Below are 15,713 nucleotides of genomic sequence, written 5' to 3'. Positions count from 1 at the left end.
TTAAGAACTGTTAAAAACAAGATATGATAGCAATCAAGAACTCCAGATTTTTCAAAGGTGAACAGCTGATTACCGATGCGACTGTTTTAATCGCAGAGGGGTTAATCAAAGAAATTATCAAAGGTGATATCCCGGCAGGATATGAAGTCATAGACGCACAAGGGAATTATCTGACTCCCGGATTTATGGACCTGCAAATATATGGTAGTGGTGAAAATCTGTTTTCTGCTTACCCAACAGCAGAAACCTTAAAACAAATGGATGCTGACCTGATCAGTAAAGGAACAACAGGTTTTCTTGCTTGTGTGGCCACCAATACACTCGATATATTTAAACAAGCCATTGAAGCGGCTAAAGCTTATAAACCGCACGCCCGTGCTTTTTTAGGGCTGCACTTAGAGGGGCCTTATTTAAATCCTGAAAGGTTAGGGGCCCATCCGCTGGAATATGTACATAAAGCTACGCTGGAAGAAGTAAAGGAATTAATTGAAAATTCGGACGGTGTTGTTAAGATGATGACCATTGCGCACGAATTACAGGACGATGAAGTCATCAATTATTTGCTGGATCAGGGAATAGTGCTTTCTTTAGGACATAGCAATGCCAATTTTGAACAGGCAAATCATGCTTATAACAGCGGCTTTACCACGACCACGCATTTGTATAACGCGATGCCTGCTATCCACCATAGAAATCCAAATTTACCGACGGCAGTTTTTAACCATCCAACTGCTATGGCCAGTATCATTGCTGATGGTGCTCATGTTGATTTTGAAATTGTCAAAATGACTTATAAATTAATGCCTGAACGCTTGTTCCTGATTACAGATGCAGTTACTGCATGTAATATTGGGCCTTATCAGCATCAGTTAGCAGGTTCCAGATATGTAACTCCTGAAGGCACGATCTCAGGCTCTAATATCACTTTGCTGGATGCGGTGCGCAATTGCGTTGACCATTGTGATGTACCACTGTCAGCAGCCTTAAATATGGCTTCAGCTCATCCGGCAAGAGTTTTGAGAATGGATACTGAACACGGACAAATAGCCATAGGAAAAACAGCAGATTTGTTGTTAATCACAGCGCAGCTAGCCCTTCAAAAGGTTTTTATAGCGGGTTTAATAAACGTTTGAACATTTCAGCTTAATAATTAAAACAAATAGTTATTTTTGGAGTCATGAAGTATAAAAGGATCCTACTCAAATTAAGCGGAGAGTCGCTAATGGGCGAAAAGCAATATGGTATTGATAATGACCGCGTTAAGCAGTACGCAGAAGATATTAAAGCTGTCCATGCACAGGGCCTGGAAATTGCAATAGTTATAGGTGGTGGTAATATTTTCAGAGGTTTGAGCGCAGAGAAATCTGGTATGGATCGTGCACAAGCTGATTATATGGGAATGCTGGCGACTGTAATTAATAGTATGGCTTTACAGGATGCACTGGAAAAAGTAGGACTTAAAACAAGATTGCTTACCGCCATTAAAATGGAGCAGATCTGTGAACCATTTATTCGCAGGAGAGCAGTAAGACACCTTGAAAAAGGTCGTGTTGTTATTTTTGGTGCGGGTACTGGTAACCCATACTTCACAACAGATTCAGCTGCAGCATTACGCGCAATTGAAATTAAAGCAGACGTGGTATTGAAAGGTACACGCGTAGATGGGATCTATACTGCAGATCCGGAAAAAGATCCGACAGCAACCCGTTATACAGAAATATCTTTCAAAGAAGTTTATTCGAAAGGATTAAATGTAATGGACATGACCGCTTTCACACTTTGCGAAGAGAATGAACTTCCTATTATCGTTTTCGATATGAATAAAACAGGAAATTTCATGAAAATTGCGCAGGGCGAAGAAATCGGAACACTGGTAAAAGGCTAAATTTAATACAAATATATTTTTTTGATAAAAAGCACAAATTATGAACGACCTCATAAAGAAACAATTACAAGATGCTCAGGCAACAATGGACAAAGCAATTGCGCATTGTGAAACTGAATTGACTAAAATACGTGCGGGTAAGGCTTCAGTAGGTATGCTGGATGGAATTATGGTTGACTATTATGGCAGTGCAACTGGTCTGGCCCAGGTAGCGAGTTTAACCACTCCTGATGCACGTACTATTTTGGTTCAGCCTTGGGAAAAAAACATGTTAGTTCCAATCGAACGCGCAATTATGGAAGCTAACATTGGGATCAATCCACAAAATGATGGTATTGTTATCCGTCTGGTAGTTCCGCCACTAACTGAAGAACGCAGAAAAGACCTGGTTAAAAAGGTTAAAGAAGAAGCAGAACGTGGCCGTATCACAGTGCGGAACATCCGTAAAGACGCCAATGAGAAAATCAAAAAGCTGAAGGGCGAAGGAGTTTCTGATGATGAGATCAAGGCAGGTGAAGGTGAAGTACAGAAAATAACGGATATTTATATCGTAAAGGTGGATAAACACGCTGAAGCAAAAGAGAAAGACGTAATGACGGTATAATCCGGATCTGCTCAAATATAATTTAAGAGTAATTAAAAGGGAATATAGCTTTTGCTATATTCCCTTTGTTTATTTTTGCGCTCTATTTTTTCAACATGAACTTATTAGTACAATATCTTAAAAATTATAAATGGATAGTTTGTCTTGCGCTGTTTCTTGCAGCCATTAATATAGGCTTTTCATTACTTGATCCTTATATCACAGGGCGCATTGTGGACAGGTTCATTGAGAAAAAGGACGTGTTGAGCAGAGATCAGTTTGTCTGGGGCGTTTTAGGGCTGATTGGCCTTGGCGTGGGCGCAGCAATGGTATCCCGTATCGCAAAGAATTTCCAGGATTATTTTACCAGTATTATCGTTCAGAAAGTCGGCGCACAAATGTATGCCGATGGCCTTAAACATTCACTGGAATTGCCATACCAGGTTTTTGAAGATCAGCGAAGCGGAGAAACGCTTGGAATCCTTCAAAAAGTAAGGCTGGATAGTGAGAAATTTATTACTTCTTTCATCAGCATTTTATTTGTCAGTTTAATCGGGATGGTCTTTGTTATTGTCTATTCCGTTACCGTAAGTTATAAAGTAACTGTAATTTATTTCCTGGCTATCCCTATTATTAGTTTTGTCAGCTGGTTTTTAAGCCGGAAGATTAAAGTGATCCAGCGGAGTATTGTTGCAGAAACTACTGCATTGGCGGGTTCAACAACAGAATCTTTAAGAAATATCGAACTGGTAAAAAGTCTGGGGCTTGCTAACCAGGAAATAGATCGTCTGAATAAAACTACTTATAAGATATTAGGCTTAGAGCTTAGAAAAGTCAAATATGTACGGAGTATGAGCTTTGTACAGGGAACTACTGTGAACCTGGTCAGAAGTATCATGGTTGTGGTATTGCTGATCCTTATTTTTGAAAATACGATCTCCGCAGGACAATACTTCTCCTTTCTGTTTTATTCGTTTTTCCTTTTTGGCCCATTGCAGGAGCTAGGGAATGTTATTCTTTCCTGGAGAGAAGCAGAAGTTTCCCTGGGGAATTTTAAAAAGATCCTCAGTACGCCAATCGATCAGAAACCTTTGAATCCTAAAGTGCTGAATAAAATTGAATCTCTGGAATTCTCAGCTTTAAATTTCAGACACCTGACGGGGAAAACAAATGCACTGAACGAAATCAGCTTTAAAGCACATGACGGAGAAACTATCGCTTTCGTGGGGCCGTCCGGTTCTGGTAAAACTACACTTGTAAAGCTTTTGGTTGGACTTTATCAGCCTGAGGTAGGTGAAGTCTTATACAATGGGATTTCAAGTAAAGAGATTGATCTGGATCAGCTCAGAGAGAAAATAGGTTTTGTAACCCAGGATACACAGCTGTTCTCGGGTACTATCAGAGAGAACCTGCAGTTTGTCCGTCCGGGAGCCACAGATGAAGAATGTTTACGGGTAATGGAGCAAGCAGCCTGTCAAACACTTTTAGCACGAGCTGACAAAGGACTGGATACGGTTATCGGGGAAGGTGGAGTGAAAGTATCGGGTGGCGAAAAACAAAGACTGTCAATTGCCAGGGCTTTATTGCGCAGGCCAGACATCCTGGTATTTGATGAAGCTACTTCTTCTTTAGATTCTTTGACAGAAGAAGAGATTACTGCTACGATCAGAGAAGTTTCAGAATTTACCAATCATATCACGATACTGATTGCACACCGGTTATCAACAATCCGTCATGCAGACCGGATTTATGTACTTGAAAAGGGGCACATCATCGAACAGGGAAAACATGCAGACCTCTTAGAAGAGAAAGGACTGTATTACGCCATGTGGAGACAGCAGGTAGGAGAAAGATAGGCAGGCCTAAACTGTTTCTTCGTGAATATCCTGTAAAGTGAGGCCAAGCAGACTTTTAGTCTTGGTATAAGTGATACCTGCGATGATGATAGTCATACAGCCACCAAAAACCACTGCCGGAACAGTCCGCATGAGCTTTGCAGTAAGCCCGGATTCAAAAGCACCGATTTCGTTAGAAGAGCCAATAAACATACTATTTACAGCTGATACCCGGCCACGCATCCGGTCGGGTGTCAGTAATTGCATGATTGTAGACCGGATCAGGACGCTGACGCTATCAAATGCGCCTTCCATGAACAGGAACACTAAAGTCAGATAGAAATTCTTAGAAAGGCCGTAACAGATAATACTTGTACCGAAGCCAACTACAGCTACCAGCAGGTTTCTCCAGGGCTTGTTCATCGGGGAGATCCTGGTCATGACCAGCATGGTCAGTACTGCGCCTGCCGAAGCTGCTGCGCGCATAAAACCGAGTCCTTCGGAACCTACCTTTAAAATGTCATTCGCAAAAACAGGCAATAAAGCAACTGCGCCTCCAAAAAATACGGAGAACAAATCAAGGCTCATTGCACCAAGCATCATTTTACTCTTGAATACGAACTGTACGCCCTCTGTCAGGCTCTTCATAATACTTTCCTTAGGAATATATTTAGGCGGATGCGATTTCAGGAAAAACACACAGACTAAAGCAATGAATATAAAAGCAATGATTACTGTATAAGTAACTGTAATTCCATAAAAGCCATAAACTAAGCCTCCTACGGCAGGTCCTAAAATAGAGGCTGTCATATAAGAAGAACTATTCCAGGTACTGGAATTCGGATAAAGTTCTCTGGGAATAGTCATGGCCATTAAAGAAGAAGTAGCCGGGCTAAAGAACCCTCTGGCTATTCCTATTCCGAATACCATACAGTACATGATAGGAATGATATAACTTTCCGGAACGTAAGGGTGCATTTGAGGAGAAGTTGCAATCAACATGATCAGTGAGCAGATAAAAACGCCCAGGAATATTTTCAGTAACAGTCCTCTCTTTTCAGATTTGTCTGCAATATATCCTCCATAGAGTGCAATCCCGATAGCGGGGAGTGCTTCACAAAGACCAACCAGGCCTAAAGCAAGCGGATCTTTCGTTAAGTGATAAATGTGGAAGCCGATAATTACAGCCTGCATCTGATAGGCAAACGTAAAAAAGAAACGCATACCAAGAAAAGATCTGAATTCCCTGTAGCGCAGGGCGGCATAAGGATCTTGTTTATCTACAATTGTGGGACTGTCCAAAGGAAAATGATTTGAAACAAATGTATATTATAAGCAAGTCTTTTTGAAATGTAATGTCAAATATGACAAAGCCATATTTGACATTAATAAATTATTTTACAAGATCATAGAAATCCTGATAGGCATGCTTCATGTTTTCTGCCTGGTTGATGGCAGAAGAAGCTGCAATTCCAAAGATGCCTGTTTCCAGTAAAGCTTCTACATCAGTTAATTTTACACCGCCGACAGCTAATACCGGAAGATCAATTTCTTTTTCTTTTAAAGCTGAGGCGATTTTTGCATAACCTTCCAGGCCTAACCATGGCGCATTATTCGGCTTCGTATCCGTATGGCTGAACGGACCACATCCTGCATAATCAGCACCTTCTCTGGCTAATCTGAGTAATCCTTCTAAGGTATTGGAAGAACCGCCAATAGTAATATCTTCTCCTAACTGCTCACGCAATGCACTGAAATCGGCATCCATGTCTTCGATATGAAAACCCTGGATATCCGCTTTTCTGTTCAAATGAATGTGATTGGTTACAATCAGTGTTGCGCCCCAGTCATCGCAAATTTCTGCAATGGCATGAATATCCTTTAAAAGAGCTTCGTCATCCTTAGTCAAACAACGGTATTGAACCCACTTTGCGCCTGCTTCACAAGCAATTTGTGCCTGTTCAATATGCGTTAAGGCATCAATATCATGTGTGATAAACTGAAGCTTTTCGATGAATTTTTTCATGTATATTATTATTTAAAGATTTCCGGATTAAAATTTTCTAAAGTTAAATCTTAAAACTTAACATTCAGGGATAATAATAAGTTGGTGCCCGCTTGTGGAAAGTAGAAATTCTCTGTTACGCGGTTACCACCACTGTAAGATCCATAAGTATAGCCGTTACTCTCATATTTTTTATCGAAGATGTTATTAACCAGTAAACCAACATTCATGTTTTTCACTCCTTTAAAGCTGAAATCGTAACCTAAGCGGACATTATTTACCCAATATCCATTTAGTTTTCTGCCTTCATTCTTTGTATTATCCATATACTGTGTGCTCACATATTTGCTTTGTAAAGCGATGGCGAAACTGGTAAATGGTTTATAAACCAACTCTCCGAATACTACTGCATCTGGTGAAAAAGAAATGTTGGTATTGGTGTAATTGTAAGTATCCTCTTTTTTCGTATCATAGTTATAAATGAACTCAGAGAAGTCTTTAATTTTATTTCTGCTCAATGCTGCATTGGCGTTAATCAGAAAATGGCGGCTTAAAGTATAGGATCCGTCAAATTCAACTCCAATTCTGGAACTATTAGGCACATTCTGACGAATAGAAGCACCCACATCACTTAGCTTTCCGGTTACCACCAGCTGATCTTTATAGAACATGCCATATACGTTGACGCCCGCACTGTATTGCGCATCTTTAATCCGGTATCCAGCTTCTACATTATACAATCTTTCAGGATGTGGAACAGTGCCTGCATTCGCATTCACATAATCATCGCGGTTACCCTCTTTGTTGGCAATACTGAAAGAAGCATAGAGGTTACTTTTTGGATTTATAAAGTAAGAGGCGCCAAGCTTTGGATTGAAGAAATTAAGCTTGTCATGAATATTTAAAGGCAACAGATCATTGTCATTCCCTGTAATATCATAATTCAATCTTCTGTATTGCAGGTCGGCGAATAAGTTCAGTTTTTCAACGGGGCTGTAAGCAACCTTCGCATAAATATTGAAATCATTTTTATTCCCGTCTCCATCATAATAATGAGCAGAGTTATTCAGGTTCGAAGAGATTTGTGACCAGTTGATCTGACCATAATGCTTGCCACGGTATTGATTATAAGCACCACCTACTGTGAAATTCAGCTGAGAAGATGCTTTATAATTGAAACTATAAGTGGCGCCATAAAAATTATTGTTTAACCAGCGTCTGCGAACAAGATCGGTTGTCAATACAGGTGCGCCGTTAATCATTGGATTCTCTAAACCATAGTCGGCAAATTTTTGTCCAGCTTTAAATTCTTCATAATACCCTCTTCCATAAGTATAATGCAATGCGCCATTAAAAGAGAATTTATCATTAAATTGTTTCGCATACAAGACCTGGTAATGATCCTGCCAGTAGTTATCATTCTGATCTTTGTATAAGAAAGAGTTATATTTTCTGTTATCTGCTGTTAATAAATTCGTTGCATCAGCACCTGTTATGCCATTTCTTTCGATATAGTCATTAATTCCCTGTACATCCCCTCTTAATTTTGCTTCCGGAACACCATTCCAGGACTGGTAAGTTTTCTCTGAACCAGAAAATACATTAATCCTTAACAGATCAGTTTTTCCATGATAAGCGCCGGATAAGAAATAAGATTTTAATAAAGATGCACCGCGGTCTACATAACCATCAGATTGTATTCTGGACAAGCGGCCATCAAAACTGAATTTATTATCAATGAGTCCTGTTCCGATTTTCACGGTATTTTTTAAAGTATTAAAAGAACCATAGGTACTGTTAACCTCCGCATAAGGTTCTAAGCCTGGGGCAGAAGTTTGTATATTCAGGCTCCCGCCAAACGCACCGGCGCCATTTGTAGAAGTTCCTACACCACGCTGAATCTGGATACTCTCAACCGAAGAGGCAAAGTCTGGCATGTTTACCCAGAATGAACCCTGACTTTCAGAATCATTTAAAGGAATTCCGTTGACAGTGACATTGACCCTTGTCGCATCGCTTCCCCTGATCCTTATACCTGTGTAACCTACTCCGGTTCCAGCATCAGAAGTTACGACTACTCCCGGTGTGTTGTTAATAATGAAAGGTAAATCTTGTCCAAAATTATTGGCTTCAATATCAGTTTTACTGACATTTTTATAAGTCGTACCTGATTTCTCAGTAGCCCTTGTCGCCATGACAATAACTTCATCTGCCAGGTATGCTGAAGGCTCCAGGTTAAAATAGATCTGCTGATCTCCTTTCACTTCAATAGTTTTGTGCTGTGTTTCATAACCAACAAAACTTACGGTAAGTACATATTTACCAGCCTTAACGTTTTTAAGCTGATAGGCTCCATTCGTATCACTACTAACGCCAATACTGGTGTTTTTTAGACTGATACTTGCTCCCGGTAAGCTGGTATGTTTGGTGTTTTCGGAAACAGATCCCGAAATTGTGAATTGCGCGCTGGCAACTACAGGTAAAAGGAACACAGCTATAACTGCGATCAATAATGTTTTCAATTTGCTACTGTTTTTTAGTAAAACCTGTTGCACATAGGGCTAATGCAACATAATTAAACTCCATAACTCCAATCCCTCCGCCGGCATTACCCGGATCAGGTGCATATTTGAATCGCATGAAATCAATTCAGCGCTCAAATAATGGGTATGATCTCAGCCTGTCTTTGTGTTTTTTACAAAACAAGGCACCCCTTTGATATCGGCAAATGTATAAAATATTTTAGATATAGCAATTTAACAACGTCTGTACCGTCATTCTATATCTTCTTTCTCGTTTTGTGCATTCGTATATCCCTGTGCATATTTGATACTTCCCCAGGCGGTTAACATGGTAATAATATCCTCATCTTTAATTGGTCCGGTCAATTGACTTTTACAATAATCTAAAAATTCTGTTTCGTTCATTTCGTATTCTTATTTTGTCTCCAAAAATTTATCTATTGCTTTGAGCGCATTTTGTAATCTATCTTCAATACCGCTGATCAAAACATAGTCAGCACCCAGGTTTTTCAATTCTTTGTGCCATATCGCCATAAAATGTTCCCGCATATGTGGGAAATTGCGTTGTGGATCTTCCTGCCATGGTAAGTCAATATTCAGCAGTAAGTAATGATCATAAGTTCTCAATGGCAAAGCATCCAATACCAGTTGAGGAGTTTCACCCAGCATTTCATCGCTCCATATTTTTACTGTTAAAAATGTGGTGTCACAGAAAATCAGTTCCTGTTCTGCAATAGCCAGAATTGATTCTTCTAGCGCCTGCTGTCCATGAAACATATTAATTTCATCCTGCATGGTACAAGGAGCTGTTAATGCTGCGCAGTAATACCTTGCAAATTCAGGAACCCAAAGCGTGTTGTAATGTTTAGCCAATAATTTTGTCAGTGTGGACTTCCCTGTACTTTCAGGTCCAACAATAGCTATTTTTTTAGTCATGACTTTTCGTTGTAATTTCTGTTTCCAATCTTGATTTTTTCCATCCCTGGTAACCTACCCAGGCGATATAAACATATAAAGCGTACATAATTGCAGTTGCATAAAGATCTTTTGAAATATAAACACCCACGTAAATGATATCAACAAAAATCCAGATCAGCCAGTTCTGTAATACTTTTCTGGCGAGGAAGATTTGAGCGACCAGGCTGCATGCAGTACAAAAACTATCTAAAAATGGATAAGATGCCTTGGTAAAGTAATGCAGTAAAGTACCGGGAAGAATAGTTAGTAAAATAATGGCAACAGCCGACAAAGCCATTTCTTTGTCGGTAATAATACTGACGGGCCTGGAAGTTTCAGGATTATTCCTGTTTTTACTCCAGAAATACCAACCGTAGGCATTAGTTACCAGGAAATAGACTTGTAAGCCCATATCCGAGTAAAGTTTACTTTCAAAAAAGATGAAAATATAGATCAGTACACTGACAATAGCAAGGGGCCAGTTCAGAATATTATTCTTTGCAGCCAGCCAGACACAAAGTGTTCCTGTGATTACGCCACACCATTCCAGCAAGCTGGTTATCTTAAAAAAATGAACAATACTTTCTCTGACTACATCAACTAGAGCTACCATGCGTCAAATGTAAAAAAATCCAGCAGAGATGAACATCTCAGACGGGATTTTTAAACCAAACAAAATTCTTGAAGAATACCTGATACTGAGGTTATGATCAATTTTTACTGGCAGGTGAAGAGCTGAAGCTTAAAGAAGTTCTGACACTCACATCTGTGGTTAGCTTTTCTCTCAATACATATTCCAATCTTACCTTTAGGCTGCTGCCTTTGATATACTGATCAACAAAACGTGAATTGTCAATGTCCAGTACCAAAGAAGATCCGATATGTTCTGATACATCATTTCTTGAAGCAACCATGACTTCGCCACTGCTTCCGTTGGAAATAAAAATTTTAATGGATTTAAACATACCCATGCTTTTATCATTCGGATCGGAAGCAATAATCCTTGCAGATGCAATCCTGATATCCCTGACATAATCATTTCCACTCTGATTACCGATGACTTCATCAAAACTACCAGCAGCACTGGTCACAGAAGCTGTGCTGTCCACTTTTGAAGATTTGGGAATAACCTGGGTGGCAGTATATGGGAAACTGGATTTAATAATGGATTGAACAGTTCCGCATCCGCTTAGCAGAATAACCGTAGCAAAGACTGCAAATAGTATTTTTTTCATTAATATAGTTTTGTTTTTTAGCTTGTATGATTGCGTTATATCTTTTCCATTAACGCACTAACTTTGTTCAAAGTACGCTGATTAAAAATAAACATACACTAACAATCTGTCGTCCCATTTTTCTGTTCTGATTATTTTAGGTTTCTTTTGAAAAAAAACTGAATTATTACCGTCTAATAATGTACCTTTGCATCCCGACAGAACAGTCGGGATTCTTCAGCAATAGCACGTAAAATCTCGCCCAGCTATCAGTCTTACAAGACGAACATTTTTTAACAAAACACTTTAGACTTTTTTAAAGCCTTATGCCTAAAGACACCTCCATACGTTCAGTATTGATTATCGGTTCCGGACCTATTATTATTGGCCAAGCCTGTGAGTTTGATTACTCCGGATCCCAAGCTGCCTTATCCTTAAAAGAAGAAGGAATTGAAGTTTCTATTATAAACTCCAATCCTGCAACTATTATGACTGATAAGATCATTGCAGACCATGTTTACCTCAGACCTTTAACGGTAGACTCTATTGAGCAGATTTTAATAGAGCGGAAAATTGACGCTGTATTGCCAACAATGGGAGGGCAAACTGCCTTAAACCTTTGTAAGGAAGCTGAAGAACGTGGTGTTTGGGAAAAACATGGCGTTAGAGTAATTGGCGTTGATGTTGCTGCAATTGAAAAAACAGAAAACAGAGAAGCTTTCCGCCAGTTAATGGTGGATATAGGTGTGGGTGTTGCACCCTCAAAAATTGCAAACTCTTTCCTTGAAGGTAAAGAAGCAGCACAGGAAATCGGCTATCCGCTGGTTATCCGTCCTTCTTATACTTTAGGTGGATCAGGTGGCGGTTTTGTCCATAAAAAAGAAGAATTTGATGCTGCGTTGAAACGTGGTCTTGAGGCTTCTCCAACACACGAAGTATTAGTAGAAAAAGCAGTCTTAGGCTGGAAAGAATATGAGCTGGAGTTATTAAGAGACACCAATGATAATGTGATTATCATTTGCTCGATCGAAAACTTTGATCCGATGGGTATTCATACTGGTGATTCTATTACAGTTGCACCAGCAATGACTTTATCTGATACCTGTTATCAGGAGATGCGTAACCAGGCAATCAAAATGATGCGTGCGATTGGTACTTTCGCGGGTGGATGTAACGTACAGTTCTCAGTTAACCCTGATAACGACGATATCATTGCCATCGAGATTAACCCAAGGGTTTCCCGTTCATCAGCACTGGCAAGTAAAGCAACTGGTTATCCGATTGCTAAAATTGCTTCTAAGCTGGCGATTGGTTACAACCTGGATGAAATTGAAAATCAGATTACTAAAACTACTTCAGCTTACTTTGAGCCGACTTTAGATTATGTAATCGTTAAAATACCGCGTTGGAACTTTGATAAGTTTAAAGGTGCAAACATGGAGCTGGGCTTGCAGATGAAATCTGTTGGTGAAGTAATGGCTATTGGCCGTAGCTTTATCGAAGCCCTTCAGAAAGCCTGTCAGAGTTTAGAAATCGGACGCGCTGGTTTAGGTGCCGATGGAAAACATAACAGAAGTATCGAAGAGATTATGCACGGTTTGGAACACCCAAGCTGGAACCGCTTATTCCTGATCAAGGATGCAATGAGCATGGGCGTTCCATTGGAGTCTATCCGTAAAGTAACCAGAATTGATAAATGGTTCTTAGCTCAGATCCAGGAACTGGTACAGCTGGAAACAGAATTAAAACGTTATTCATTAAATAATATACCGAAGGAATTCTTCTTCACCCTGAAACAAAAAGGATTCTCTGATATCCAGATTGCTTACCTGTTAGGTAATGTAACTGAGGATGAGGTTTATGACCGTAGAAAATCATTGGGAATCAGAAGAGTTTATAAAATGGTAGATACTTGTGCTGCTGAATTCTCTGCACAAACTCCATACTACTACTCAACTTTTGAGGAAGAGAATGAATCTATCCCTACAGATAAAAAGAAAATCATTGTATTAGGATCAGGCCCGAACCGTATTGGTCAGGGGATTGAATTTGATTACTCTTGTGTGCATGGTTTGCTGGCAGCAAAAGAAAGCGGATTTGAATCGATCATGATCAACTGTAATCCTGAAACGGTTTCTACAGATTTCAATATGGCTGATAAGTTATACTTTGAGCCGGTATTCTGGGAACATGTACGTGAAATCATCGAACTGGAAAATCCGGTGGGTGTAATTGTACAATTAGGTGGTCAGACTGCTTTGAAAATGGCAGAAAAACTTCATGAGAATGGTATTAAGATTATCGGAACATCTTACAATGATATGGATGTTGCTGAAGATCGCGGCCGTTTCTCAGACTTATTAAAAGAACTGGAAATCCCTTACCCTAAATATGGTGTTGCGGAAAATGCGGAAGAGGCTATCGTGGTAGCTAATGAAGTAGGTTACCCGGTACTGGTTCGTCCTAGTTATGTATTAGGTGGACAAGGGATGAGCATTGTCATCAATGATGAGGATCTGGAAAAAGCAGTAGTGAAGTTATTAGGTGATCTGCCAGGTAACAGAGTATTGATTGATCATTTCCTTGACAGAGCAGAAGAAACGGAGTCAGATTCGATCTGTGACGGTGAGGATGTACATATCGTAGGTTTAATGGAACACATTGAGCCAGCTGGTATCCACTCCGGAGATTCATTTGCGGTATTACCTCCATTCAGTCTTTCTGCGAAAGTAATGGAGAGCATGGAGACTTACTCTAAGAAAATTGCCAGAGCATTAAATGTAATTGGTTTACTGAACATTCAGTTTGCTGTGAAAGACGAGAAGGTTTATGTAATTGAAGCGAATCCAAGAGCTTCCAGAACTGTTCCTTTCATCGCTAAAGCGTACGATGTTCCTTATATCAATATCGCAGCTAAAATTATGTTAGGCGTGAACAAATTGAAGGACTTCACAATTGAGCGCAAGTTAGAAGGGTATGCGATTAAGGAACCTGTTTTCTCTTACGATAAGTTTCCTGAAGTACCAAAGGAGTTAGGCCCTGAGATGAAATCAACTGGTGAATCTATCCGGTTTATCAAAGATTTGGAAGATCCATATTTCAGAAAACTGTACAAAGATAAATCGATGTATTTATCGAAATAATAACTTGCTTAAAAGAGGCTGTTCACATGGACAGCCTCTTTTTTTGCAGTATAAACTCAATAATGCAAGAAGGGTTATTAGCTCTGAAAGATATAGTAATCTAAGTACTGTTAATGTTTACCTCCCCTCTATTAATACAATTAAAGTGCAGGGCTGATCGTGAATGATTCCCATTCAGCAGGCATCAAGTTCAGCGCTTTAACTGCTCCCGACCCATTTGCATCAGGCTGTGTTACACCGTTGCCATCAATTTGAAGACAGGTGCCGTAAAAAGCTGTTGACCAGATGGAATAGCTATCATCAAGATTTTTTAAGACAAGGAATTTTTCATACGGACCTGCGCCATATTGTGCGTTCACTGTTCCTCCTGCATATCCAAATTGCACGCCTGCACCATCCAGTCTTAAAAATACATTTGGAAAAACAGCTGATTCAATTAGATAACTACCATCACTTTGTGGAACAAAATAAAACTTTTCAAATACAGTTGCACCGTATTGGCAATTGACAACTCCTCCGCCCGAAGCTCTGGCCTGTGTTAATCCAAGACCGCTCATTCTTAGAAATACATTATTAAAAGAAATAGATTTAATTGTTCTGGCTATTCTCTCCGGCCCACCGTATAAATATTTTAAAGCAATAATATCATTTGCATTAAATATTCTCGCTTGACCATTCATATCCGTACAAGCAAGCATATACGACTCATAGTCATAACCTGATGGAGTTCCTGGTATAAGTGCTGCGCCTACTTCTGTTTCAGTTTCATTAACATTTCTGCCACAGCTCGCCCGGGTCATATAATCAGTATGCCTTAATCCTATGGCATGTCCAATTTCATGCTGCATGATTTCAGCAATTTTAGCTATTGATGTAGATGGAGGTACGGCAAGTGAATTTGTATTGATAGAAAATGAAGGGGCTGGATTTCCATTAATATCGGGGAAGCCAGCAGAAATGCCTAAAATGATAGATCCATCCGGGTTTCTTCCCTGATTCATCCCAGCTACGTTAATATTTGCGCCACTGGCGGCTCTTTGAAAAATTATTCTTAGCTGTAAAGCATTATAATTACTGATTACCTGGTCCAGGGCTTCACTATAAGGGCTGCCCAAATTGCATGAAATCGTAATCACCCTGGCGGTTCCTGATACTAGATTATAAGTTTTATACTGTTCTGACTTTGCGATGTTTAAAACAGGGCTTTCTGGTTTTTCTTTTAACAATGACTTACTGTCAAAGAAAATATCTCCTTCTACGATATAACCATCTTTATATCGAATAATTCCATCGGTATTAAATCCTTTTTTTTTGATGGATTCTATTACATCTGCGGAAATTTTATCAGAATGATCCGGCTGATCAATAGTTTTCTTTTTACAGGAAAACGAAATAACACATACAACGAGAAGCGTTAAATAGAGATTTTTTTTCATAGGTTATATAATTAGGTATAATTTTATACTCTAAGTTATATATATAATTTTAAAAAAGGAGGTTAATAATTTTTTTGTGAAATATTGTTTGTAAATAATGAAGGTATGTTTTTTAGTGATTAATTATTGTGAC

13 protein-coding genes and 1 riboswitch are annotated in these 15,713 nt (G+C 39.3%); of the genes, 5 read left to right on the top strand and 8 right to left on the bottom strand.

What is annotated here, in order from left to right; all coding sequences use genetic code 11:
* The first annotated feature begins 23 nt into the window (after positions 1-23).
* From nagA to AY601_RS19790, 4 genes are all read left to right on the top strand, one after another.
* Positions 24-1,133, top strand: coding sequence for an N-acetylglucosamine-6-phosphate deacetylase (gene nagA, locus AY601_RS19805; protein ID WP_068404328.1), 1,110 nt, complete (start codon positions 24-26; stop codon positions 1,131-1,133).
* Between the two features lie 44 nt (positions 1,134-1,177).
* Entirely contained in the window at positions 1,178-1,885 is a 708-nt protein-coding gene (pyrH, locus tag AY601_RS19800) for a UMP kinase (protein ID WP_068404326.1), read from the top strand.
* 40 nt (positions 1,886-1,925) lie between these two features.
* Positions 1,926-2,489, top strand: coding sequence for a ribosome recycling factor (frr, locus tag AY601_RS19795; RefSeq protein WP_068404323.1), 564 nt, complete (start codon positions 1,926-1,928; stop codon positions 2,487-2,489).
* 95 nt (positions 2,490-2,584) lie between these two features.
* Positions 2,585-4,324, top strand: coding sequence for an ABC transporter ATP-binding protein (locus AY601_RS19790; protein ID WP_068404321.1), 1,740 nt, complete (start codon positions 2,585-2,587; stop codon positions 4,322-4,324).
* Between the two features lie 6 nt (positions 4,325-4,330).
* On the opposite strand, the gene AY601_RS19785 is transcribed toward AY601_RS19790, so the two are convergent.
* The 7 genes from AY601_RS19785 to AY601_RS19760 form a co-directional block, all read right to left on the bottom strand.
* The gene (locus AY601_RS19785; protein WP_068404319.1) at positions 4,331-5,605 is read right to left on the bottom strand and encodes an MFS transporter; all 1,275 of its coding nucleotides are present in this window, start codon (positions 5,603-5,605) and stop codon (positions 4,331-4,333) included.
* A 91-nt stretch (positions 5,606-5,696) separates the two neighbouring features.
* Positions 5,697-6,329, bottom strand: a complete 633-nt coding sequence (locus AY601_RS19780; RefSeq protein WP_068404317.1) for a thiamine phosphate synthase — start codon at positions 6,327-6,329, stop codon at positions 5,697-5,699.
* Positions 6,330-6,379: 50 nt separating this feature from the next.
* Entirely contained in the window at positions 6,380-8,830 is a 2,451-nt protein-coding gene (locus AY601_RS19775; protein ID WP_068407753.1) for a TonB-dependent receptor, read from the bottom strand.
* 55 nt (positions 8,831-8,885) lie between these two features.
* A riboswitch (TPP riboswitch) is annotated at positions 8,886-9,033 on the bottom strand.
* A gap of 49 nt (positions 9,034-9,082) precedes the next feature.
* Positions 9,083-9,235, bottom strand: a complete 153-nt coding sequence (locus tag AY601_RS25785; RefSeq protein ID WP_157288022.1) for a hypothetical protein — start codon at positions 9,233-9,235, stop codon at positions 9,083-9,085.
* A gap of 9 nt (positions 9,236-9,244) precedes the next feature.
* On the bottom strand, positions 9,245-9,766 hold the full coding sequence (locus AY601_RS19770; RefSeq protein ID WP_068404315.1) for an AAA family ATPase: 522 nt from the start codon (positions 9,764-9,766) through the stop codon (positions 9,245-9,247).
* Positions 9,759-10,400 carry a nicotinamide riboside transporter PnuC gene (pnuC, locus tag AY601_RS19765; RefSeq protein WP_068404313.1) on the bottom strand — a complete coding sequence of 214 codons (642 nt, stop codon included), beginning with the start codon at positions 10,398-10,400 and terminating at the stop codon, positions 9,759-9,761. The genes AY601_RS19770 and pnuC overlap by 8 nt, the downstream gene beginning before the upstream one ends.
* A 97-nt stretch (positions 10,401-10,497) precedes the next feature.
* Positions 10,498-11,022, bottom strand: coding sequence for a hypothetical protein (locus tag AY601_RS19760; RefSeq protein WP_068404311.1), 525 nt, complete (start codon positions 11,020-11,022; stop codon positions 10,498-10,500).
* 305 nt (positions 11,023-11,327) lie between these two features.
* On the opposite strand from AY601_RS19760, the gene carB reads away from it, so the two are divergent.
* On the top strand, positions 11,328-14,144 hold the full coding sequence (gene carB, locus AY601_RS19755) for a carbamoyl-phosphate synthase large subunit (protein WP_068404306.1): 2,817 nt from the start codon (positions 11,328-11,330) through the stop codon (positions 14,142-14,144).
* Between the two features lie 140 nt (positions 14,145-14,284).
* Here the strand turns inward: carB and AY601_RS19750 are convergent, their stop codons facing one another.
* Entirely contained in the window at positions 14,285-15,580 is a 1,296-nt protein-coding gene (locus AY601_RS19750; RefSeq protein WP_068404304.1) for a M57 family metalloprotease, read from the bottom strand.
* Positions 15,581-15,713: the final 133 nt, after the last annotated feature.

This window comes from Pedobacter cryoconitis, from assembly GCF_001590605.1.
Classification (GTDB): Bacteria; Bacteroidota; Bacteroidia; order Sphingobacteriales; family Sphingobacteriaceae; genus Pedobacter; species Pedobacter cryoconitis_A.
This window is presented reverse-complemented; position numbering and strand designations above follow the sequence as displayed.